The sequence below is a fragment of the Enterococcus mundtii genome (assembly GCF_002947535.1).
In the GTDB taxonomy this organism is placed as follows: domain Bacteria; phylum Bacillota; class Bacilli; order Lactobacillales; family Enterococcaceae; genus Enterococcus_B; species Enterococcus_B mundtii_B.
This window is the reverse complement of the sequence record NZ_PUAP01000018.1, coordinates 10,896-33,880: the sequence shown is the minus strand read 5'-3', so window position 1 is coordinate 33,880 and position 22,985 is coordinate 10,896. Positions and strand designations below refer to the sequence as shown.

The following is a 22,985-nucleotide window of genomic DNA, read 5'->3' as shown; positions in this document are numbered from 1 at the left end:
AACAATAAAAAGGAGAGACGGCTGGATCAAAAAGCTTAGTCTCTTCTTTTTTACTAGACGAAAGGAGAAGAGCGAATGAAAGTATGTGGCATCATCGTTGAGTATAATCCCTTTCATAATGGTCATCTTTACCATGTCCAACAAGCACGTGAGCGAACTGGCGCGGATGTAGTGGTTGCAGTGATGAGCGGCAATTTTTTGCAGCGAGGCGAACCAGCGATCTTAGATAAATGGCAACGAGCAGAAGTAGCGTTACAACATGGAGTGGATCTCGTGGTTGAATTACCGATCGAATGGGCGGTACAATCTGCTGATTATTTTGCCAAAGGAGCCGTTCAATTGTTGCAAAAATTAGACTGTGACTATTTGTGTTTTGGAACAGAGGAGGAAACGACCTTCGATTATCAAGCATTTGGCCAGTTTGTCTTGCATCATCAGGCTGAAATCACCAAAGCTTTTCAAGAGTTGCCCGATCAGACAATGAGTTATCCGCAAAAGATGACACAGGTATTCAAGCACGTCTACCCAGAAATCTCACTTGATTTTTCCTCGCCTAATCATATTCTAGGGTTGAGCTATGCAAAAGAAAATGCGACCTATGAACATCCAATGGAATTAGTTCCGATCAATCGTAAAGGGGCCGGCTATCATGATGAAGAATTACCAAAAGAAACAATTGCCAGTGCCACAGCGATTCGTAAAGCATTAACTGAAAATCGGTCGATTTCTGCAACAGTTCCCTCAGAGACAGAGAGATTTTTAAAGACAGAAAGTTTGCAAACTTGGACATCTTATTGGCCTTTGTTAAAATATCGTCTTCTTTCTTCTACCGTCGACTCTTTGCAAAAAATCTACCAGATGACGGAAGGACTAGAGATCAGGATGTTGGAAGCGGCAAAGACAGCTAATACATTTTATGAGTTTGTCGAACAAGTCAAAACGAAACGCTATACGTGGACGAGGATCCAGCGCTTGTCTTGCTATGTGTTATTGAATATCCAAAAAGAAGAAATGAAAGAGCAACAATTGCAAGAATACATCCATGTGTTGGGCTTTACAGCAGCAGGTAGATCATGTCTCAAAAATAAAAAAGCCTTAGCCCTTTTTGCAAGAATCGGCAAAAAAGAAGCGCAAATAGCAAAACTACTCGTTCGCAGTGATCAAATCTATCGCTTAGGTGGCGAAGTAGCAGAACAAGTATTTGGGCGAAAACCAGTCTTTATTGAAACGAACGAAGATAAAAAAAGCTTCACATAAACCTGATTCACAAGTATAATGAAACAGGACGTTTTGTGTGTTCCCGCACGAATCAAAAAGAAACTATCTTATATCAAATCAGAAAGCGAAGTGAAACTATGGGACGTAAATGGGCCAATATCGTAGCTAAAAAAACAGCTAAAGATGCAAACAACAGCCGAGTTTATGCGAAGTTCGGAATTGAAATCTATGCAGCAGCAAAATCAGGTGACCCTGACCCACACGCTAACCAAAAACTACGTTTCGTCATTGAACGCGCTAAAACTTACAATGTACCTAAACATATCATCGACCGAGCAATCGAAAAAGCAAAAGGTTCAGGGGATGAAACATACTCTGAATTACGCTATGAAGGATTTGGACCAAATGGCTCAATGGTCATTGTTGACACATTGACTAACAACGTGAACCGAACAGCCGCTGATGTACGTGCAGCATTCGGTAAAAACGGTGGAAATATGGGTGTCTCTGGGGCAGTATCTTATATGTTCGACAACACCGCTATTTTTGGTTTTGCCGGTGAAGATGCAGATGAGATCTTAGAGTACTTGATGGAAAAGGATATTGATGTGCGTGATGTCATGGAAGAAGATGGCCAAATCATCGTTTACGGTGAAGTGCCAGATTTCCACAGTATCCAAGAAGCACTTAAAGAAAAAGGCATCACTGACTTTTCAATTGCGGAGATCCAAATGATCCCTCAAAATGAAGTGACATTGACTGGCGAAGACTTGGAACAATTCGAAAAAATGATCGATGTATTAGAAGATCTAGAAGATGTCCAACATGTCTTCCATAATGTTGCCTTAGAAGATTAATGGAATAAAGCGGATAGAAGAGGCCATGCCAGAAGTGTTTAGCCTCGAGAAATAAGGCGCCAGCCACGAAAATTGTTTTTCAAATTTTCGTGGCTGGCGCCTTATTTTTGAAGAGATACTTCTGTTCCCGCCGTTTGTTCAGTTTTAAGTGTTACGAGAGGGTGAATGTCCAGACACTTTTTTATTTTCCTAAAAAAAACAAACAGCTGTTATCCTGTTCGAAAAGCCAATGTCATGTTTTGCTTTTGATCTTTTATTTATCCAAGTTTTTCTGGTAAAGGAATTTTTTGGCGAGTCTAAAAATGAAGCATAGTCATACGATGTGAAAGAAAGAGAACAAGTATAGAGGAGTTAAATTAAAAATCCTGTGTTATTTGTTACAGTTTTTTTGTGATTTATTATCATTTCTATTTCAACCTGTGTTATTATTAAAGTATCGTGAGTAAACGAATAGTAATTTGATGTAGGCGGGGAAAGAATAATGGAAGCAAAAATTAATCTAGAGCCTTTCGAACGTATTCTAAGCGGTTACCAAAAAGTAGAAGAGTTGGCAGTCAATATCACCGATTGCTCAAAGCTTGCACAAAAATATGCACCTTATGGGGTAGAAGGCTATCGTTTAGGAAACTATATAGGCACAGGCTATTTGAATCGTTATCTAGAATGTATGGTTGATCGCGCACCCATGCTGATCTATAAAAAAAAATATTTGATTCCATTGCTTTTTCGACGTTCTGACTCAGCATTTCAGTTGTTTGAAGAAGATTATCGGATGGAAGCTTTCTTTTTATTATTGGACTGGAGTCTGAAGCATCAACCAGAAAAGATATTGATTGAAACAAGTCAAAAAGTAGATACGAGAAAAGAAAAAGTCATTGATACAGCTTATTTGGCTTTTCGTGTATCAGAAATATTGGACAGTGGCGGTTACCCGATCAGTAATTTCCAAACAGTCGAGCAATTCATGGATTGGAATCGTATTTATCGTCTGATCGATAATGGAGGGATTGGTCGCCATAGTAAAGTGTTTGACCCAGAATATCCTGAAAATATCGAAGAATTGCGAATGATCGTCTCGCTTGTTCGTTTGAAATACCCAAACACAGACTTGATGTTGTGACCGATAGATGAATAAAAAGAGGCAGGAATAGAAGTGTTTAGCCTCGAGAAATAAGGCGCCAGCCACGAAAATTGTTTTTTCAATTTTTGTGGCTGGCGCCTTATTTTTGAAGAGGTTACTTCTGTTCTCGCCGTATATTCAGTTGAAGGTGGTGCGAGAGGACCGATTCCCCTGATGCTTTTATTTTTAATAAACGAATCAATCTAAAGTGAGAGAATCATGATTTTCAGTAGCCAATGTTTGTAGAAAAGAAGCGTCTTTCGCTGATGTAAAGAGGATCAATTCATGCATGGCACGCGTACACATCGTATATAAGATTTGTTTGTCATGACCGGAATTGAAATGTGCATCATCGACATTCCATAAAAAGACTCGGTCAAATTCTAATCCTTTTGCTAGATAAGCAGGAAGAAGAATAATCGAACGTTTCATAAAATCAGACTCGTCCGCAATCAATTGGACTTGATCTTTTAGCGAACTAGGTAATTGTTCATAGAGTGCTTCACATTCAGCGATCGTTTTACCAATGATCGCAGTACGCCAATATTTTGCCTGTTCTTTAGTTTCAGTGATTGTTTGTTCCAACCAAGTGATTTTACTTGTAGATGAATCACTTTGGACGATCAACGGTAAGCGACCTTCACGAGCCGTTGTTTCTACAAGATTGTCGTGAGCTAAGAAATGATTGGCAAAATCAGTGATCTGTTTCGTGGAGCGATAGCTTGTCGTCAATTGGAACTGCGTCACTTCTTTCTCTGGGAAAAGCGACTCTAAGGAAGCCGTGATCGTCTCATTCCCAAAGACATTTTGGTTCAGATCCCCACAAAATGTTAGATTCGCAGTTGGATAGATCGATTGAAGCAATGCGACCTGGGAAGGAGCAAAATCTTGCATTTCATCAATGAAAATATACCTTGCCTTTTGTGCAACTGATACAGGATGGATTCGACGCATCAATAGGAAGTACAAGACGGCGTCTTCCTGTGGCAATTCTCTTTTCCGTAAGTTCATTTTGACTTCTTGAAGATGTTCGTTCCAAGCAGTTTCGCTGATTCCATGTGCGGTTAACATATTCTTAGGAATCGTTTGTAAAAAGTGAAGAAACTGTTTTGGTAAGTTGACGAATTGATAATGCAAAATTCCTCGATGGACTTTACGGAATCTTTTTTTCACGATTTGATTCGTGAGTTTTTTACGCAGTGATTTTTCTTTTTGTTCCGTGTATTCTAAGTTTGGATCGGTGGCATATAGTTCTTGCAGTTGTTCTTCAGCAAGTTCTTTGACCCACTTCTGACGGGTTTCATCCTTTTGCAGGCCGCCCAATTTTTTCAATAGCTTTGTCTGTAATAACGATAGACGTTGATGCAATGGAAGTAGTTCATTCGTTTCTTGGTACCATCTTCGGATCGCTTCTTTGGACAGGATCGTTCGACCATTGATTTTCATCTCACGGAACAATGGCCCAAAATCAGTGATGGTCTGGATATAAGTCTCAAGATGATCAACGAAAGTCAATCCGGATTTCAACGTTTTTATCGGGTCATCAGCACCAGAAAGGAAACCGACTTCTTGTTGTTCTTCTTCCGTCAACTCAAATTCAGGAACCAATTGCTGTAAATAATTTTTGAATGTTTGTGTCGGAACACCACTTTCACCAAGTGACGGTAAAACAGTGGAGATGTAATCAGAAAACAGATGGTTCGGTGAAAATAATAAGACGTTTTCAGCATCTAGCCATTTCCGATTGTGATAAAGGATGAATGCGATACGTTGGAGCAATGCTGAAGTCTTACCACTTCCAGCAATTCCCTCGATCAACATCACTTTACTATTGGTGTCACGGATGATGGCATTTTGTGCTTTTTGGATCGTTGAGACAATGTTTTTCATATGAGCACTTGATGCATCATCCAAGATTTCTAATAGAAAATCATCATTGATGACTTCAGATGTATCGACCATCGAGACGATTTTTCCTTCAACGATTTTGAACTGTCGTTTTAATAGAAGTTCGACGTCGATTTTTTCGACATCTGTTTCATAAAAAGCGGGGCCGATTTCTCCTTCGTAATACAAATTAGCGATCGGTGCACGCCAGTCGATCACGATGGTTTCTTCTTCTGTATCTCTCAATGAGGCGATTCCTAGATAGAGGGTTTCTTTTTCCGCTTCTTCTTTGAAATCGATGCGAGCAAAGTAAGGACTTTCTTTCATTACTTCTAATGTTTGTAGACGTTTTTGCTGAGATTCTAATGTATGGTATTTTAAAAGCAATTCTTGTTCATGTTGGCGGTATTCGACCACTGACTCATAAAAAGACTCGTTGGAGCCGCTACGTATTTTGTGATTGGCTGTTTCTTTTGTGGAGTCATTCATTTTTTCAGTCAAGTCGCTTAATTTGCGATTCAATAGGCGTTGTTCAAGTTGGATCATTTGTGTGGTTTCTTCCACATGCTGTTGTTCTAATTGTCTTTCATTCATTGCATCGTTTACTCCTTCCGCCGTAAATAACGAATTAAAAGTATAGCACAGTTTGACTAAAAAAGGTACACAAGTGAGTTAACTAAAAATAAACGTAAAACTACATGAGAGTGATAGTTGTTTTCATTTAGGGGTTTTTAGTTTAAATGGGTTTAGAGAACAGGTATTCTAAAAATGGAGAAAGGAGCTGAACGAAATGACACACTATAAAAAATTTGTGATAACACTACTGATCGGTGTAGTAGCTTTGATCAGTGAGTTTATGTTCGATCGTCCACGCCTTGCGTTTATGATCATTGCTGTCACGGGTGGTACACTTGCCTTCTTGATGTTTATCGAAATGATCAAAACGCTGCGTTCAGGAAAATATGGGGTCGATATCTTAGCGATTACGGCTATTGTTGCGACGTTGCTCGTCAATGAATATTGGGCGAGTTTAATGATTTTGATCATGTTGACAGGTGGCGAAAGTTTGGAAGACTATGCGCAAAAAAAAGCAGGTCAGGAATTGCAATCCCTATTAGATAATACGCCAAGAACTGCCCATAAATTGCAAGGAGATCAACAACTTGATGTTGCGGTAGACACACTTGAGATCGGCGATCATCTGGTGATCAAACCAGGAGAAATCGTTCCGGCTGACGGACGAGTGATCATGGGGGAATCCACATTTGACGAAGCATCATTGACTGGAGAAGCAAAACCGATGAGTAAGAAAGTCGGTGATGAATTGATGTCCGGTTCGGTCAATGGAGATTCGTCTGTCCACATGGTCGTTGAGAAACGGGCAGAAGACAGTCAATATCAACTAATTATCAAACTAGTAGAGGAATCGAAAGAAAAACCCGCACGTTTTGTTCGTCTGGCAGATCGTTACGCTGTTCCTTTTACGTTGATTGCCTATGTGATCGGTGGGATTGCTTGGTGGGTCAGTGGTGATCCAGTACGCTTTGCACAAGTTCTAGTTGTAGCTTCTCCATGTCCATTGATTTTGGCTGCACCTGTGGCATTAGTTGCAGGGATGAGTCGCTCAAGTAAAAGTGGGATCGTTGTCAAGACTGGTACTGCTGTAGAAAAATTAGCAGAGACTAGAACGATTGCCTTTGATAAGACAGGAACGATCACCAAAGGGATGCTTGAAGTGACAGGCGTTGCTCCAGTTCAAGAGTTTTCAGAAGCGGAATTATTACGTGTAGCGGCGAGTGCGGAACAAGGCTCAGCCCATATCTTAGCCCGTTCCTTAGTTCAAGCAGTTCCCCAATTGTTGCCAGTCACTGATTTGAAAGAAATCTCAGGCCAAGGGATTACAGCTACGGTTGATGGCAGGCAGGTTAAAGTAGGGAATGCACGCTTTATTGATGTTCCAGAAGCTAAAACAGATACGACTGCGATCTATGTGGCGATTGATGGAAAATACGCCGGAACGATCTACTTTTCAGATACGATCCGCCCAGAAGCAAGTAAAACGATTGCTCGCTTGAAAGCCCAAGGCATCACCGATTTACTGATGGTCACTGGGGACGGACGTACTGTGGCAGAAGCAATTGCCGAGGAAGTTGGCTTGACCGAAGTTCATGCACGTTGTTTACCACAAGATAAATTAACGATTTTAACTAGTATCCCAAAAGAAAAGCGACCTGTCACGATGGTAGGAGATGGTGTCAATGATGCTCCTGCCTTGACTGTCGCGGATGTAGGTATCGCCATGGGCGCACATGGCTCAACAGCTGCAAGTGAAAGCGCAGATGTCGTCATTTTAAAGGATGATTTAGAACGAGTGGCAGAAGCAGTGATGATTTCTCGAGAAACAATGAAAGTAGCGAAACAATCTGTTTTGATCGGTATCTTTGTTTGTGTCTTTTTGATGATTGTTGCCAGTACAGGAGTTATTCCAGCATTGTTTGGCGCGATGCTTCAAGAAGTGGTTGATACAGTTTCCATTTTAAGTGCGTTGCGTGCAAAAAAATCAGCGAAGCAACAGCAGCATCGCATGATCACGCAAAATGGAAGGTAAAATGGCAAGAGAGACTTTCCATTGAAATCTTTTTGCGGTATGATGCAAAGAGAGAAGCAATAGTTGATCAATAAAAGAATGAATCATGAAAGGAAGTTGAGAATATGCCATTCGTACACGTAGAATTAGTCGAAGGACGTAGCCCAGAACAATTAGAGAACATGATGAAAGATATCACCGAGGCTGTCCATAAAAATACGCAAGCACCAAAAGAACACATTCATGTGATTATCAACGAAATGAAAAAAGGCACGTATGGTGTCAATGGTGAATGGAAAAAATAAGTGGATTCGAGGCTTGATTTTTTGAAATAATAGTGGTTAAATAAACACATAGATGATTGATGAGAAAGACAACTGAATTTGAGAGTCTTCGATAAGAGAGGAAAAGCTAGGCTGAAACTTTTCCAGGAGAAAACCAAAGGATGACCACTTTCGAAACCTTTGTTGAAACAGAGGCGGTCGTACCGTTATCACGCTTGAGGAGTACGCATGGCGTATTCAAAATTAGGTGGAACCACGAATTTTTCGTCCTAGTATCTGTACAGATACTAGGACTTTTTTTATTGGTGGCGAAGCTAAAAACGGAAATTTAAAGGAGGAACCCCTATGATAAAAATGACATTTCCTGATGGTGCAGTCAAAGAGTTTGCACCAGGGATCACTACTGCAGAAATTGCAGAAAGTATTTCTAAAAGTTTAGCAAAAAAAGCCTTGGCTGGAAAAGTGAATGGCGAACTGATCGACTTGAACCGCGGGATCGAAGAGGATGGCTCGATCGAGATCGTGACACCTGATCATGAAGACGCACTTGGTTTGGTTCGTCACTCAAGTGCTCACTTGATGGCTCAAGCCATGCGCCGTTTATATCCAAATATCCACTTTGGTGTAGGACCAGCAATCGATTCAGGATTTTACTACGATACAGACAATGGTGAAAGCCAAGTCAGTGCCGAAGATCTACCAGCGATCGAAGCGGAAATGATGGCGATCGTCAAAGAAAACTTGCCGATTGAACGTCGTGTGTTATCAAAACAAGAAGCATTAGAAATCTTTGCAAGTGATCCTTACAAAGTGGAACTGATCAGCGAATTACCAGAAGACGAAGTAATCACTGCCTACCAACAAGGAGAGTTCATCGACTTATGCCGTGGCCCACATGTCCCTTCAACTGGTCGAATCCAAGTCTTCAAATTATTATCTGTGGCAGGAGCTTACTGGCGTGGAAATTCAAATAACCAAATGATGCAACGTGTTTATGGAACAGCATTTTTTGATAAAAAGGCGTTAAAAGAGTTTATCCAAATGCGCGAAGAAGCTAAAGAAAGAGACCATCGCAAATTAGGAAAAGAATTAGAATTATTCATGGTAGCACCTGAAGTTGGTTCTGGTTTACCTTTCTGGTTACCAAAAGGTGCCACAATCCGTCGTACGATCGAACGTTACATCGTAGACAAAGAAATCAGTTTAGGCTATCAACATGTGTATACACCGATCATGGGTGACGTGGAGTTATACAAAACTTCAGGACACTGGGATCATTACCAAGAAGACATGTTCCCGCCAATGGATATGGGAGATGGCGAGATGCTCGTATTACGCCCAATGAACTGCCCACATCACATGATGGTCTACAAAAATACGATCCATTCATACCGTGAGCTACCGATCCGTATCGCAGAACTAGGTATGATGCACCGTTATGAAAAATCAGGTGCGTTGTCTGGTTTACAACGTGTACGTGAAATGACATTGAATGATGGACACACATTTGTTCGTCCCGATCAAATCAAAGATGAATTCAAGCGTACGTTGGAGTTGATGGTCGCAGTTTACGCTGATTTCAATATCACAGACTATCGTTTCCGTCTAAGCTACCGTGATCCAAACAACACAGACAAATATTTTGACGATGATGCCATGTGGGAAAAAGCACAGATCATGTTAAAAGCTGCGATGGATGAAATGGAACTTGACTATTTCGAAGCGGAAGGAGAAGCGGCCTTCTACGGACCAAAATTAGATGTCCAAGTTAAAACAGCATTGGGAACAGAAGAAACATTATCAACGATTCAATTAGACTTCTTATTACCAGAACGTTTTGATTTGACTTATGTAGGAGAAGATGGCGAAAATAATCATCGTCCAGTTGTTATCCACCGAGGCATCGTTTCAACAATGGAACGCTTTGTGGCATACTTGACAGAAGTTTACAAAGGGGCATTCCCAACTTGGTTGGCACCGATTCAAGCAACCATCATCCCAGTTTCTGTGGACGCTCATTCAGATTACGCTTATGAAATCAAAGAACGTCTACAAATGAAAGGCTTGCGTGTAGAAGTCGACGATCGCAATGAAAAAATGGGTTATAAGATCCGTGCCTCACAAACGCAAAAAATCCCATACCAAATCGTGGTTGGGGATAAAGAAGTGGCAGATGCAACAGTCAATATCCGTCGATATGGTAGCAAAGAAACTGCTGTAGAGGATTTGAATATCTTTGTCGATGCGATGGCAGAAGAGGTTCATAATTACAGCCGTTAAGACGAGTTCGTAAGAGAACCAACGCCTAATTTAATAAAAACAGGAAGGACAACAAAGAATTGTTCCTTCCTGTTTTTTTATGAGGCACTCATTACATACGTCAAAACGCTTGATCATGCTAAAATAAATGTATTAGATAAATAAGGGGGAACGTAGAGAATGTATCAACCGATCCAACCTCATCATCTGTTTCATCAATCATATGAAGAAAAAATACATTATAAAGAAACGGTTCTCCCAGACTTAGCAGATGTCTTGGTGTGTATGTGGGAGTCTATTTCATTTGACTTTAGCGGTACGGTCAAGGATGTGATCATCGCCGATGGTTGCATTGATTTAATTGTCAATGTCTTGGATCAATCTATTTTTTATACCGGTTCAAGTAAAACGGACTTCAACTTTATCACAAGGTTTCCCGAACACTATATTGGTTTTCGTTTGAAGCCAGGCGCTTTTTTTGCATTGACTGGTCGAGAGGCAACTGAAGCGATGGACCAAGTACTATTCATTGAAGAAGTGGCTACTGATTTTGATACAACACATTTCTTTACTCTCACGATTGAGGAAATGAAAGAAACGCTGATCGGTTATTTGACTGACTTAGCCAAACTTAACTCTTCGACTGAATACATTCAGCTATTTGAGAAATTATATATAAAAAAATTGCCTTCCCCACAAGCACTATACGAATATATGAGGCTTAGTCCACGGCATGTTCAACGGTTATTCAAAAAGCATTACGGTCTCACACCGCAATTGGCTCTATCGACCATAAAATTTCATCATAGTTTGACTACCTTGCTAAAACAACCTTCGGATCGAAGAGAGCTTGTTGGAAATTATTATGATCAGTCTCACTTTATCAATGAGTTCAAAAAAAATATTGGCCTCACACCCAGTGAATTTGTTGAGTTGAGTGAGCAGCGAAAGATGTCGCTTCTATCCAATACGTTACTTAACTAAGTTGCTACAATGAAAGTAACTTAAAAAAGGAGTGATCGATAGATGAACTTTAATCAGGCAAAAATCGGGTTGTTGATTCAAAAGGATTATGGGGAATGCTATGATTTTTACACAAAAAAATTAGGATTAGTTCCTACATGGGGCGATCGAAAAGGTCCATATACGTCATTTGCTATGGCTAAAGGAGAACCTACCTGTTTTGATATGACGTTAGCAAAAGAAATGTCCTTGGTCAACGGGTATACGCAATCCGTTGAATCGGGAGTGTCTGATACAGTGGTGATCACATTACCTACGAAGGATATCCAAAAGGATTACGAGAAGTTAATCGCAAATGGTGTCACTTTTTTAGGTAAGCCACAGAAAATAGAGGCTTGGGGAGGATTTACGAGCGCCTATTTTAGAGATCCAGAAGGGAATTTATTTGAGCTGAATGATGGCTATTAATTTGTGTTGTATGCTACTTCTTTTATTTTTGTCTTTAAGATGGGAAAATTTGGCTGATCCTGTGAAATTTCATAAATGATAAGTAAAAAAAAACCAAGATAGGGGTGTTAGATGTTGTCACTTATATCTTGGCTTCTTTTTTTCTAGCGATTGATTCTTAGGAATAACAGTCATCGGGTGAGTAGTTAGAAAGCAAAGGATATTCTCTATTTTCTTGTTTAGTATGAGAATTGTTTGCCTTTGAGTATGATATAATGACATAGACATTTAGAAAAAGGGATGTGTATGAGATGAGCGTAGTGAGTCGCATTGAAAGTATGATGAATGACTATTCTTCTGCCGAAAGAAAACTAGCAGATTATATCGTAACACATGTAGAAAAAATACCAACGATGACAGCCAATGAGTTAGCAGAAGCGGCGGGCCTGAGCGCTCCCACAGTTGTTCGTTTCTCCAAAAAACTTGGATTTCAAAGCTTAACGGATTTTAAAATCACTATTTCTACCGAACTACAAGCAGGTATCGTGGAAGGCTTCAGTGATATTGAACCAAATGAATCGTTTTATTCGATCAAGCATAAATTAGGAAACAATGCGCAAGTGGCGATCAAAGAAACCGTGGATATTTTAGAAGAAGAGATGATCCAACGTGTCGTTGAGCGTCTGGAAGAAGCACAAACGGTTTATCTATATGGTGTGGGAGCTTCTTCTTTAGTCGTTGAGGATATCCTCCAAAAATGGTCTCGTGTAGGAAAACCGATCATCTTTGAAAAAGACATCCACGTCTTATTGCCACAATTAGTGAGTAATGAAACAAAAAAAGTCCTATGGCTTGTCTCTAACTCAGGAAACAGCAAAGAAGTGGTGATGATCGGACAGCTAGCCAAAGAAATGGGGATCGACGTTATCGCATTGACTCAATTTGGAAATAATCCATTGAGTAAATTGGCAGATGTCGTTGTCCAGACATCAAGACCAAAAGAAATCACGAACCGAAGTGCGGCAACTAACTCATTACTTGCCCAATTTGCAACGATCGATATCATTTTTTATTTTTATATGGCAAAGAATGAAAAATTAACCGAGAAAGTCACTCAAACCAAAGAAGTAATCAAAAATTATGTCAAACAAAAATGAAATAACAGGTGGTAGTTTTCCACAATGTCATATTTGTTTCCATTGTTTCACAGCAAAAGAAAACTTTATTTTCAAAAATAACCATATTTTTTAAAGTTTTTTAGATTCCTTTTTTGTGGGACATTGCTTGTTTGTGAAACAAACCAGTCTTTTTTGGGTCGAGAATTAAAGAATTTCTTGCGGATCAGGATTTTACTTTTTAATTTTGTTTTTTTTAGGTACAATGGAGCCTATAAGTAGGCGAAAAAGAAGGAATGATGAAAAGTTTTATGAAAAAAAATACAAATAATTCTTGGTTAGATCGAATAAAAAAAGGAACACAAGAACCAAAAAATAAAACGTTTCGACGGTCACATGTTCCCTTTCGTTTAAATTTCCTTTTTTTCATTATATTTACGTTGTTCGTGTCATTGATTGCTCGATTAGGGTATTTGCAGATCGTGAACAGTGAAGAACTAGAAGCAAAAGTCAAATCATCTTCGTCTCTAACGGTGCAAGTAAGTTCACCCCGAGGCATGATCTATGATGCCACTGGTAAAGCTTTAGTGACAAATCAAGCCAACCAAGCAATCACCTTCACGAGAGGCAGAAATATGACTGCGGAGGATTTGCTTAAAACAGCAAACACATTGACACAGTTGATCGATATGCCAGTAGATGAAAATTTGACTACACGTGATAAGAAGGATTTTTGGTTAGCAGATCCTGATCATTTGAAAGCTGCGACTGAACGCCTATCGGCAAAAGAAAAAAGCTTGAGCACGAGTGAACAATACCAAGCAACTGTAGATAAAGTGACAGATGAGGAAATCAATTTCAACGAGGAACAATTGAAAGCAGCAACGATTTTTAAACGAATGAATAATGCTTATGAATTGAATACAGTTTTCATCAAAAATTCTGGTGTTACGGATCAAGAATTGGCGATCGTGGCAGAACATGCATCAGACCTGCCAGGTGTTTCAACAGGAACTGACTGGGTACGTCAGTACAATGCGGCGGATTCGATAAAGAGTATTTTAGGAAGCGTGACATCAGAAAAACAAGGCTTACCTGCTGATCAAGTGGAAGAATTCTTGGCAAAAGGCTATTCACGTAATGACCGAGTGGGCCAAAGCTATTTAGAAAAGCAATATGAAGATGTCTTGCAAGGAACAAAGACACAATATGAAATCACTTTGGATAACAATGGAAATGTCATCCAACAAAAAGAATTGTATGCAGGAGAAAAGGGATCGAATTTGATGTTATCGATCAATGCAGAGTTCCAAGCGAAGGTCGAAGAGATTCTTAGAAACAATTATCAAAAATTAGTCGATAATGGAAAAGCCCAATACTCACCAGGAGCGTATGTAGTCGCGATGAATCCTCAAACGGGTGAAGTATTAGCGATGACTGGTTTCAGTCATGAGCAAGGCTCAAAAGAGTTGACTGAAAATGCCTTAGGTACAATCACAAATGCCTTTGTTCCAGGATCTGTTGTAAAAGCAGGTACGTTAGCCGCCGGTTGGCAAAGTGGCGTGATCAGTGGTAATCAAGTATTAGTAGATGAACCGATTCGATTACAAGGTTCTTCAGAAAAAAGTTCCGTCTTCAACCGTACTGGGGTTGTACCATTGAATGTTGTCCAAGCATTGGAGCTTTCATCAAATACCTATATGATCAAAGTAGCGTTGAAGATGCTAGGGTTAGAGTATGTACCAAACATGGGCTTGCCTAGTCTGAGTGAAGAGGCGCAAGCGTATGAACAATTGCGTGACGGTTTCAAACAATTCGGACTTGGAACGGTCACAGGGATCGATCTACCAAATGAGTCTGCTGGTATCTCACATTCCGTCGAATACATGAAGAAATTCAATGCAGACAACGGACAGGACTGGTTCACACCAGGAAACTTTACCGACTTAGCATTTGGACAGTTTGATACGTATACTCCGATCCAGTTAGCACAATATGCCGCAACGGTCGCAAATGGTGGAAAAAGAATCCAACCACGTATTGTCAAAGGCATTTATGGTAACGACGAGAATGGTAACTTAGGTGAAGTGAAAAAAGAGATGGAACCAGTTGTCGAAAATACGGTCGACGTGTCTCCTGAAGAAATGGCTCTTTTACGTGAAGGATTCCATCAAGTAGTCCATGGAACAAATGCCTACACGACTGCTCGATCATTAGCAGATGCGAAAATGGATCTTTCCGCTAAAACAGGGACAGCCGAAACAGTCGCTGAAGGTCATCCGGATATCGTAACGGTCAATAGTAATATCGTTGCCTACGGACCAACAGAAAATCCTGAGATTGCGGTAAGTGTTGTCTTACCAAACCTTCTAGATGAAAAAGATCGTATGAATTCGATCATAGCAAAAGAGATCATGAATGCTTATTACGATATGTTCATGGCAAATAGATAAAAAAATAGTTCAGAAGATATGTAACGTATCTTCTGAACTATTTTTTATAATGAAAGTAATTTTTCAAGGTAATTCGCCAAGCCGTCTTCTTCATTCGTTTGTTCAGTGATATCGTTGGCTACTCCTTTTAGTTGATCGGTCCCGTTAGCCATTGCAACACCCCAGCCTGCATATTCAAGAAGTTCTAAGTCGTTATGTTCATCACCAAAAGCAATCACATCTTTTTGTTCAATCGCTAGATGATTCGCTACTTGATGGATTCCTTTCGCTTTCTCGATGCCTTTTGAAACAATCTCTAGTATCGCCATTGGGCCACCCCAAGTCCTTACATCGACATGTTTCCCAAATTGACGTGTCAGTTCGGCAGCTACTTGTTCAGCATATTGCTTTTCTGTACGTACCAGTAAGGACGTAGGATTTGTTGTTAGATTCCGTGGAGATAGTAGGTTCTCTGGTTTTGGATTTGGTGAAGCGAAGAATTTTGCGTCAAAAAAATCAAAAGTATCGATAAAGAAAGTGTCGCGATTCTCCGCAGCGATAAAGTCTAGATTCAATTGATTTTTTTGCGCTAAGATCTCAAAAACGATCTCTTTGTTGATCAATGTTTCTTGCTCCCCAGCCCATTGTTGGTTTGGGATATGAACAAGCGCGCCGTTAAAGTTGACCATCGGTGTTGTCAATTCTAACTGTTGATAATACTGATAGCTCATTCGATACGGACGCCCTGTTGCAATACTGACATGATGGCCAGCATCAATAGCTTTTCTTAATGTTTGTTGGGTTTTAGAAGTAATGATCGAATCAGGATTCAACGTTGTTCCATCCAAGTCGATCGCAATCAATTTTTTGTTCAATGCTGTCATTCCTTTCAAACAACGGTTTGTTTCAGTCTAGCATATTTCAATGAATAAACAAGGCGCAAATCATTCTGAAAACTAAATAGTTGGAAAGAAAAGCAGAAATTAAGCAAATAATAACAGTAAAACACGAACGTTTATCGAAAAAATGTTTTTTTTATAAAGTTTTTTGTTGAAAAACGAATGAAATCTCTATATAATTTATAAATGTTCGACGGGGAATTATCTTTGGATTTATTTTTACATATATTATGTAGTCCGTTAGAAAAAATCAGGGAGTGGAAATTTTTATGGAAAAGTTTTTCCAACTAAAGAAAAATAATACAAATGTACCAACAGAAATAATGGCGGGTGTTACGACATTTTTTGCCATGAGTTATATATTATTTGTTAATCCGACGATCTTGTCAGCTGCTGGCATGCCATTTCAGGCAGTCTTTTTAGCGACGATCATTGCTTCGATCATCGGTACTTTAGTTATGGGGTTATTTGCTAATGTGCCTTATGCGCAAGCGCCTGGAATGGGTCTAAATGCTTTCTTCACGTTCACAGTTGTTTTTGGGTTAGGGTATTCTTGGCAAGAAGCATTAGCTATGGTCTTCATTTGTGGATTGATCAATGTATTTATTACAGTCACAAATATTCGAAAAATGATCATCCATGCCATTCCTGAAAGTTTACAACATGCAATCGGCGGTGGTATTGGGATTTTTGTTGCATACGTTGGGATCAAAAATGCTGGATTTTTGTCTTTTTCTGCAGATCAATCAGCGATTTCTAGCTCTGTGGTTGATAATGGTCAAGTGACGAATGTGACGATCAACGGTGGCATTGTTCCAGAACTTGCAAACTTCAATAATGCGCCAATCTTATTAGCAGTCATCGGGCTAGTATTGACAGCGATTTTAGTGGTTAAAAATATCCGTGGCGCGATCTTGATCGGGATCGTTGTAACGACGATCATCGGGATTTTGATGGGGGTCGTTGATCTAGGAGCGATCGACTGGGAACAAAATTCTTTAGGGAATTCGATCAACGAACTAGGAACAACCTTTGGTGCGGCATTCGGTGCGGAAGGGATGCAATCATTATTTAGTGATAGCTCTAAGATCCCACAAGTACTGATGACGATCATCGCGTTTAGTTTATCTGATACATTTGATACGATTGGAACATTCATCGGTACTGGTAGACGTACAGGAATCTTCTCTAAAGAAGATGAAGAAGCTCTAGAAGACGGGCGAGGATTTAGAACAAAAATGGATAAAGCGTTGTTTGCTGATGCAATCGCCACATCGATCGGTGCGATTTTCGGAACATCGAATACCACGACTTATGTTGAATCGGCAGCTGGAATCGGTGCTGGTGGACGTACAGGTTTGACTTCAGTCGTCGTAGCTGCATTATTTGCTTTGAGTAGTTTATTCTCTCCACTGATTGCTATTGTACCGGCACAAGCAACTGCACCAGCGTTGATCTTAGTTGGTGTGATGATGATGGCTTCGTTTGCTGATATCAATTGGTTAGATATGGAAGAAGCATTACCTGCATTTTTTGCTTCGATCTTTATGGGATTAGCTTACAGCATCTCTTACGGAATCGCTGCTGGATTTATCTTCTATACGATCATGAAAGTAGTCAAAGGCAAAACTAGTGAGATTTCATTTGCTTTATGGGTTGTTGATATTTTATTCATCCTCAACTTCGTTATTTTAGCGATTATTTAAATGACAAAAAATAGTGGTAAAGAGTAAGCTAACTCTTTGCTTCTATTTTTTTTTGCCTAGTTCCTCTTTTGCAAAAACGAACGATACCGGCACATACGTTGCACACACGTACAAAAATAGGTATGATAATAGAGACGAAAGAAGGGTGATAAATGAAGGTTCAATGGAAGAAAAATTTATTCGTAGCTTGGATAGGCTGCTTTTTTACTGGTTCAAGTATCAGTTTGGTCATGCCATTCATTCCAGTATACGTCGAACAACTAGGTACGCCTAAGGATCAAATCGAATTATTTTCAGGATTAGCGATTTCAGTGACAGCCTTTGCTGCGGCGATCGTTGCGCCTATTTGGGGAAATCTAGCCGACCGGAAAGGACGGAAAATGATGATGATCCGGGCAGCAGCCGGTATGACGATCACTATGGGATCACTTGCTTTTGTGCCAAATGCTTATTGGCTTTTAGTCATGCGTTTCTTTAATGGGATATTATCTGGATACATACCTAATGCGACAGCGATGATCGCTTCACAAGCACCAAAAGAGAAAAGTGGATGGGCGTTAGGAACACTTTCTACTGGGGCAGTTGCAGGGACGCTGATTGGTCCGTCAATGGGAGGCGCTTTGGCGCAATGGTTCGGAATGGAAAATGTCTTTTTGATTACTGGAGGGTTATTACTGATCACCACGATCTTGACGATTTTCATGGTAAAAGAAGATTTCCAACCGGTAGAGAAAAAAGATATGATCAGTACCAAAGAAGTATTTGCAAAAATGGATCACTTTTCTGTTTTAGTAGGTTTATTTGTTACTACCTTGATTTTACAGTTAGGGATCACGACAATCAGTCCGATTTTGACATTGTATATTCGGGAACTAAGCGGAGATACCTCAAATATCTTATTTGTTAGTGGGTTGATTGTTTCAGTATCAGGTGTTTCAGCAGTATTTTCTTCTCCAAGACTGGGAAAACTAGGGGATAAGATCGGAAATCAGAAGGTGCTGTTAGCAGGTTTAGTACTCTCGTTTTGTTGTTACTTACCAATGGCATTTGTGACTACCCCCTTACAATTAGGGATCTTACGTTTCATACTAGGTTTTTCAACAGGTGCGTTGATGCCATCGATCAATACATTGATCAGCAAGATCACACCGGAAGAAGGTGTCAGTCGAGTATATAGCTATAACCAGATGTTTACGAACTTTGGTCAAGTATTAGGACCAATGTTAGGCTCGACGGTTGCCCATGCGTACAATTATAGTACAGTGTTTATTGTGACTAGTCTCTTTGTTCTAACGAATATTCTTTTATCACTATTCAATTTTAGAAAAGTACTTCATCAAAAACTATGATCAAGCAAAAAAAACAGATTGGAGTATTTCTCCAATCTGTTCGGCTTTTATGAATGTGAAGCGGATGAAGTTTCTTTTTTAGGTGTTGCAACAGCGCTGATCAAAATGACGATCAATCCTGCAACCAAGGAAATAATAGTCGTCATGGTAAAATCATATGGGCTACTAGACAATGCACCACCGATATAGCCAACCACTTGACCTAAAATGACTGCCCAAAATAATGTGACGATATATCGCATATCAAACACCTCTTTTCTAAGTTCAGTTTACCAGATTTTTTTTGAATGTAAAGGGAGAAACAAGCATTAAAAGGCAGTGGATAGTATAAAAAAGTATGGATCATCCATCTAATAGGAAAAGCATAAAGAAAGACGAATACATGGTAACAAGTGATACACGATAAATAGTTGATGTTATGAATATTCCCCTAAAAAGAAAGTGAATGGAAAAGGTGGTAGGTAAAATGTTTCTTCCACAACTTTATACGATCACCTCGTATTCTTTGTTGCAAAGTACGATTCGCATAAACGAATACGTTCGAGAAGCAAAGAAACTAGGCTATCAGACATTAGCAATCACAGATAAAAACGTGCTGTCTGGCGCAGCAGAATTTTATCGCGTTTGTATGAATGAAAAAATCCAACCGATCATTGGGCTGAACCTGACGTATCTGTTTGGCGAACGTCACTATGAGTTGTTACTCTACGCAAAAGATAGCATCGGCTACCAACAATTGATCAAGCTCTCGAGTAAAAAAATGATCCAAGAAAAAGTTGAGCTTGATGAAATCAACGAGCTCGATCACTTGCTGGTCGTTTTACCAACCAAAAACTCGATTGCTGATGACTATGGTGTGTCAGAATCATTTGATAGCCATTGGCAAAGTTTGCAAGAAAAAGTAACGCCTTCTTATTTTTATGTAGGTGTCACAGAAGAAACGCCCCTAGAAGCTCCAGAATGGCTGGCTTATTTACGAGCAAACCAATTTCAACTATGTGCGTTACATCCGATTGCTAGTTTGCATCAAGAAGAACTTTTTTCATTAGAGATAATGAAACATCTTCGTGAAGGAACACAACTCTCTTTTGATGAAGTGCGCCAAACGACTCGTGATACAGCAACAGGTTTTTTACTTCCCGAAGCAGAATTACGACAAAGATTCATAAACGCAGGATTGGAAGAGGCGTTGAACAATGCGCAGCAATTAGCTAAATCAGTTACCTTTGAATTTCAGTTCCATCAGAAATTATTACCACATTATCCGGTACCAGAAAATCGAAGTGCAGGAGAGTACTTGCAGGAACTTTGTCAGAAGCAATTAGGTAAGCGAGTGAAAAAAATCAGCGAAGCTTATCAAGAGCGCTTAGATTATGAACTGTCAGTGATCCACCAGATGGGGTTTGATGATTACTTTTTGATTGTCTGGGATGTTATGGCTTTTGCCCATGAGAACAATATCGTTACTGGTGCTGGTCGTGGTTCTGCGGCAGGGTCATTGGTCGCCTATGTGTTGGAGATCACAGATGTAGATCCGTTGGAATATGATTTACTATTTGAACGATTTTTGAATCCAGAGCGATACACGATGCCAGATATCGATTTAGATATTCCAGATAACCGCAGAGAAGAAGTGCTGATTTATGTTCGTGAGAAATATGGTCAATATCATATGGCACAAATCGCAACATTTGGAACTATGGCAGCTAAAATGGTACTAAGAGATGTGGCCCGTGTCTTCGGCTTGTCACAAAGCGAGGCCAATCGTTGGTCCAAAGCGATTCCCAATCAACTAAAAATGACGTTGAATGAGGCCTATCGAACATCTAATAAGCTGGTAGAGTTAGTACAAGCGAGTGAAAAAAATCAATTGTTGTTCCATACAGCAAAAATACTTGAAGGTTTACCAAGACACGTTTCCACTCATGCAGCTGGTGTCGTTTTAAGTGATAAAAATCTACTAGAGTTAGTTCCTTTACAAAAAGGATCAGATGAAGCATATTTGACTCAGTATACAATGAATGATGTCGAAGCTATTGGGTTGTTAAAAATGGATTTTCTTGGATTAAGAAATCTGTCTATTATCGATTACACAGTGAAAGCAATCAAACGTGTCGAAAACAAAGATATCGAGCTCAAAGAAATTCCACTAGATGATCCTAAGGCTTTACAGCTTTTTCAACAAGGAGAAACAACCGGAGTCTTTCAATTCGAATCTGCGGGAATTCGGAATGTCCTACGGAGATTAGGACCAGAAAACATTGAAGATATTGCCGCTGTCAATGCCTTGTATCGTCCTGGACCAATGCAAAATATCGATGCATTTATCGCTCGTAAGAAAGGGAAGGAAAGAATCCATTATCCCGATGATTCACTGCAACCGATTTTGAAGAATACGTATGGTGTCATCGTGTATCAGGAACAGATCATGCAGATTGCTTCAACGATGGCTGGATTCTCTCTCGGTCAAGCGGATATTTTGAGACGAGCAATCAGTAAAAAGAAAAAAGACGTTATTGATCAAGAAAGGGAGCATTTTGTTCAAGGTGCCAACCAACAAGGATACAGTAACGAAAAAGCCAATGAAGTATACGAATATATCGAACGCTTTGCCAACTATGGTTTCAACCGCTCTCATGCGTTTGCTTACTCCTTCGTTGGTTTTCAAATGGCCTATCTAAAAGTTCATCATCCTGGTGCATTTTTTATGAGTTTGATGAATTCCGTACGTCACAACACGGCAAAGTTGAAAGAGTATATTGCTGAGGCAAAAAAGTATAAAATAAAACTGACCCCTCCATCCATCAATCAAAGTTTTTATGGATTCGAGTTGACGGATAAAGAAACCATTCGTTTCGGGTTGACAGCAATCAAAGGTGTTCGCCGAGATTTCGTTGAGGAAATCATCCGCGAACGAAAAGAAGATGGACCGTTTCGTTCTGTTGATCAGTTTCTGATTCGTATCAATAAACGCTGGCTCAAATTGGAGTTGTTACAAACATTAGTAGCCTCAGGTGTTTTTGATGAATTAGTAGGAAACCGCAGACAGTTGATGTTGGATCTGGAAGGTAAGATCCAAAACATCTTATATAGTGGCGGTAGTTTAGACCTGCTAGATATCATGGCTTTAAAAGAGGAAGAAGTTGCTGATTATAGCCTGGAAGAGAAGCTTCAATTAGAAGAAGAGCATTTAGGTGTCTATTTATCTGGTCATCCGACAGAAGGGTATGAGCGTCTTAAATTAGCAAAAAAAGTCCATTTAGTCACCGAAATCGTACCTAAGCAAACAACGAATGTCTTAGTAATGGTCAAAGAAGTAAGAGAGATCCGTACGAAAAAAGGAGCGTTGATGGCTTTTGTCAGTGGGACAGATAGTAGTGGGGAAATAGCTATCACCGTTTTTCCAGAGCTGTATCGCCAAGCACGCTCATTATTCAAAGAAAATCAAGTAATCTATGTGCAAGGACGTTCAGAAATCAGCAAATACAATCAAGAATTACAGCTGATCGCAGAAGTAGTCGCTGATCCTGAAGAATTGGAACAGCAGTATCCAGAGCAAACATGTTATTTGAGGATCAGGGAAGAGGCAGACCAACCAGATACGATGAAGCAACTGCAAGAACTGTTCAAAAAATTCCCAGGGTATATTCCTGTTGTCATGTATCATGAAAAAGACCAACGAAAAGTCGTCTTATCTGAAGCCTTCTGGCTCGATGGTTCAGACAGTCTCAAGAAGCAATTAGCTTACCTTTTAAAAGAAGAAAATGTTGTTTTCAAATAACTTACGGTAAAAGATACTATTTGCTTTCATTTTTTTTCATTTTTTTATCAGGAAATCAAGACAAGTGAGCAAAATAATGTT

Annotated in this window: 16 protein-coding genes; 13 read left to right on the top strand and 3 right to left on the bottom strand. The window is 39.7% G+C overall.

The genetic code is table 11. The features are described 5' to 3' along the window. Positions 1-75 precede the first annotated feature (75 nt). The 3 genes from CUS89_RS05495 to CUS89_RS05485 all read left to right on the top strand — a co-directional run bounded on the left by CUS89_RS05495 (position 76) and on the right by CUS89_RS05485 (position 3,195). Positions 76-1,257, top strand: a complete 1,182-nt coding sequence (locus tag CUS89_RS05495) for a nucleotidyltransferase (RefSeq protein WP_104871364.1) — start codon at positions 76-78, stop codon at positions 1,255-1,257. Between the two features lie 98 nt (positions 1,258-1,355). After that, complete coding sequence (locus tag CUS89_RS05490; protein ID WP_029594248.1) at positions 1,356-2,075, top strand: YebC/PmpR family DNA-binding transcriptional regulator; 720 nt, start codon at positions 1,356-1,358, stop codon at positions 2,073-2,075. A 481-nt stretch (positions 2,076-2,556) separates the two neighbouring features. Continuing rightward, complete coding sequence (locus tag CUS89_RS05485) at positions 2,557-3,195, top strand: hypothetical protein (RefSeq protein ID WP_104871363.1); 639 nt, start codon at positions 2,557-2,559, stop codon at positions 3,193-3,195. A gap of 198 nt (positions 3,196-3,393) precedes the next feature. On the opposite strand, the gene helD is transcribed toward CUS89_RS05485, so the two are convergent. After that, on the bottom strand, positions 3,394-5,676 hold the full coding sequence (gene helD / locus CUS89_RS05480) for an RNA polymerase recycling motor HelD (RefSeq protein WP_104871362.1): 2,283 nt from the start codon (positions 5,674-5,676) through the stop codon (positions 3,394-3,396). Between the two features lie 196 nt (positions 5,677-5,872). On the opposite strand from helD, the gene CUS89_RS05475 reads away from it, so the two are divergent. The 7 genes from CUS89_RS05475 to CUS89_RS05445 all read left to right on the top strand — a co-directional run bounded on the left by CUS89_RS05475 (position 5,873) and on the right by CUS89_RS05445 (position 15,190). Continuing rightward, on the top strand, positions 5,873-7,690 hold the full coding sequence (locus tag CUS89_RS05475; RefSeq protein WP_104871361.1) for a heavy metal translocating P-type ATPase: 1,818 nt from the start codon (positions 5,873-5,875) through the stop codon (positions 7,688-7,690). Between the two features lie 104 nt (positions 7,691-7,794). Further along, entirely contained in the window at positions 7,795-7,974 is a 180-nt protein-coding gene (locus tag CUS89_RS05470; protein ID WP_002287649.1) for a 2-hydroxymuconate tautomerase, read from the top strand. A gap of 324 nt (positions 7,975-8,298) precedes the next feature. After that, entirely contained in the window at positions 8,299-10,233 is a 1,935-nt protein-coding gene (thrS, locus tag CUS89_RS05465) for a threonine--tRNA ligase (RefSeq protein ID WP_074799751.1), read from the top strand. A gap of 159 nt (positions 10,234-10,392) precedes the next feature. Beyond that, positions 10,393-11,196 carry an AraC family transcriptional regulator gene (locus CUS89_RS05460; protein WP_104871360.1) on the top strand — a complete coding sequence of 268 codons (804 nt, stop codon included), beginning with the start codon at positions 10,393-10,395 and terminating at the stop codon, positions 11,194-11,196. A gap of 42 nt (positions 11,197-11,238) precedes the next feature. After that, on the top strand, positions 11,239-11,643 hold the full coding sequence (locus CUS89_RS05455) for a VOC family protein (RefSeq protein WP_104871359.1): 405 nt from the start codon (positions 11,239-11,241) through the stop codon (positions 11,641-11,643). A gap of 290 nt (positions 11,644-11,933) precedes the next feature. Then, positions 11,934-12,779 (top strand): MurR/RpiR family transcriptional regulator, encoded by an 846-nt coding sequence (locus CUS89_RS05450; RefSeq protein WP_104871358.1) that lies wholly within the window; start codon positions 11,934-11,936, stop codon positions 12,777-12,779. Positions 12,780-13,033: 254 nt separating this feature from the next. Next, positions 13,034-15,190 carry a peptidoglycan D,D-transpeptidase FtsI family protein gene (locus CUS89_RS05445; RefSeq protein WP_104871357.1) on the top strand — a complete coding sequence of 719 codons (2,157 nt, stop codon included), beginning with the start codon at positions 13,034-13,036 and terminating at the stop codon, positions 15,188-15,190. A 44-nt stretch (positions 15,191-15,234) separates the two neighbouring features. Here the strand turns inward: CUS89_RS05445 and CUS89_RS05440 are convergent, their stop codons facing one another. Then, positions 15,235-16,044, bottom strand: a complete 810-nt coding sequence (locus CUS89_RS05440) for a Cof-type HAD-IIB family hydrolase (protein ID WP_181055317.1) — start codon at positions 16,042-16,044, stop codon at positions 15,235-15,237. Between the two features lie 293 nt (positions 16,045-16,337). On the opposite strand from CUS89_RS05440, the gene CUS89_RS05435 reads away from it, so the two are divergent. Next, the gene (locus CUS89_RS05435) at positions 16,338-17,774 is read left to right on the top strand and encodes an NCS2 family permease (protein ID WP_071866067.1); all 1,437 of its coding nucleotides are present in this window, start codon (positions 16,338-16,340) and stop codon (positions 17,772-17,774) included. 152 nt (positions 17,775-17,926) lie between these two features. Beyond that, complete coding sequence (locus tag CUS89_RS05430) at positions 17,927-19,123, top strand: multidrug efflux MFS transporter (protein WP_104871355.1); 1,197 nt, start codon at positions 17,927-17,929, stop codon at positions 19,121-19,123. Positions 19,124-19,170: 47 nt separating this feature from the next. Here the strand turns inward: CUS89_RS05430 and CUS89_RS05425 are convergent, their stop codons facing one another. Further along, positions 19,171-19,365 (bottom strand): YjzD family protein, encoded by a 195-nt coding sequence (locus CUS89_RS05425; protein WP_010735843.1) that lies wholly within the window; start codon positions 19,363-19,365, stop codon positions 19,171-19,173. A gap of 224 nt (positions 19,366-19,589) precedes the next feature. Here CUS89_RS05425 and dnaE point away from each other — a divergent pair, with 224 nt between their 5' ends. After that, complete coding sequence (gene dnaE, locus CUS89_RS05420) at positions 19,590-22,904, top strand: DNA polymerase III subunit alpha (RefSeq protein WP_104871354.1); 3,315 nt, start codon at positions 19,590-19,592, stop codon at positions 22,902-22,904. The last annotated feature ends 81 nt before the right edge of the window (positions 22,905-22,985 follow it).

Excerpts from the sequence above, each read along its gene's own strand:
- CUS89_RS05495 (WP_104871364.1), top strand. The coding sequence starts at position 76 with ATGAAAGTATGTGGCATCATCGTTGAGTATAATCCCTTTCATAATGGT.
- CUS89_RS05490 (WP_029594248.1), top strand. The coding sequence starts at position 1,356 with ATGGGACGTAAATGGGCCAATATCGTAGCTAAAAAAACAGCTAAAGAT.
- CUS89_RS05485 (WP_104871363.1), top strand. The coding sequence starts at position 2,557 with ATGGAAGCAAAAATTAATCTAGAGCCTTTCGAACGTATTCTAAGCGGT.
- helD (WP_104871362.1), bottom strand. The coding sequence starts at position 5,676 with ATGAATGAAAGACAATTAGAACAACAGCATGTGGAAGAAACCACACAA.
- CUS89_RS05475 (WP_104871361.1), top strand. The coding sequence starts at position 5,873 with ATGACACACTATAAAAAATTTGTGATAACACTACTGATCGGTGTAGTA.
- CUS89_RS05470 (WP_002287649.1), top strand. The coding sequence starts at position 7,795 with ATGCCATTCGTACACGTAGAATTAGTCGAAGGACGTAGCCCAGAACAA.
- thrS (WP_074799751.1), top strand. The coding sequence starts at position 8,299 with ATGATAAAAATGACATTTCCTGATGGTGCAGTCAAAGAGTTTGCACCA.
- CUS89_RS05460 (WP_104871360.1), top strand. The coding sequence starts at position 10,393 with ATGTATCAACCGATCCAACCTCATCATCTGTTTCATCAATCATATGAA.
- CUS89_RS05455 (WP_104871359.1), top strand. The coding sequence starts at position 11,239 with ATGAACTTTAATCAGGCAAAAATCGGGTTGTTGATTCAAAAGGATTAT.
- CUS89_RS05450 (WP_104871358.1), top strand. The coding sequence starts at position 11,934 with ATGAGCGTAGTGAGTCGCATTGAAAGTATGATGAATGACTATTCTTCT.
- CUS89_RS05445 (WP_104871357.1), top strand. The coding sequence starts at position 13,034 with ATGATGAAAAGTTTTATGAAAAAAAATACAAATAATTCTTGGTTAGAT.
- CUS89_RS05435 (WP_071866067.1), top strand. The coding sequence starts at position 16,338 with ATGGAAAAGTTTTTCCAACTAAAGAAAAATAATACAAATGTACCAACA.
- CUS89_RS05430 (WP_104871355.1), top strand. The coding sequence starts at position 17,927 with ATGAAGGTTCAATGGAAGAAAAATTTATTCGTAGCTTGGATAGGCTGC.
- CUS89_RS05425 (WP_010735843.1), bottom strand. The coding sequence starts at position 19,365 with ATGCGATATATCGTCACATTATTTTGGGCAGTCATTTTAGGTCAAGTG.
- dnaE (WP_104871354.1), top strand. The coding sequence starts at position 19,590 with ATGTTTCTTCCACAACTTTATACGATCACCTCGTATTCTTTGTTGCAA.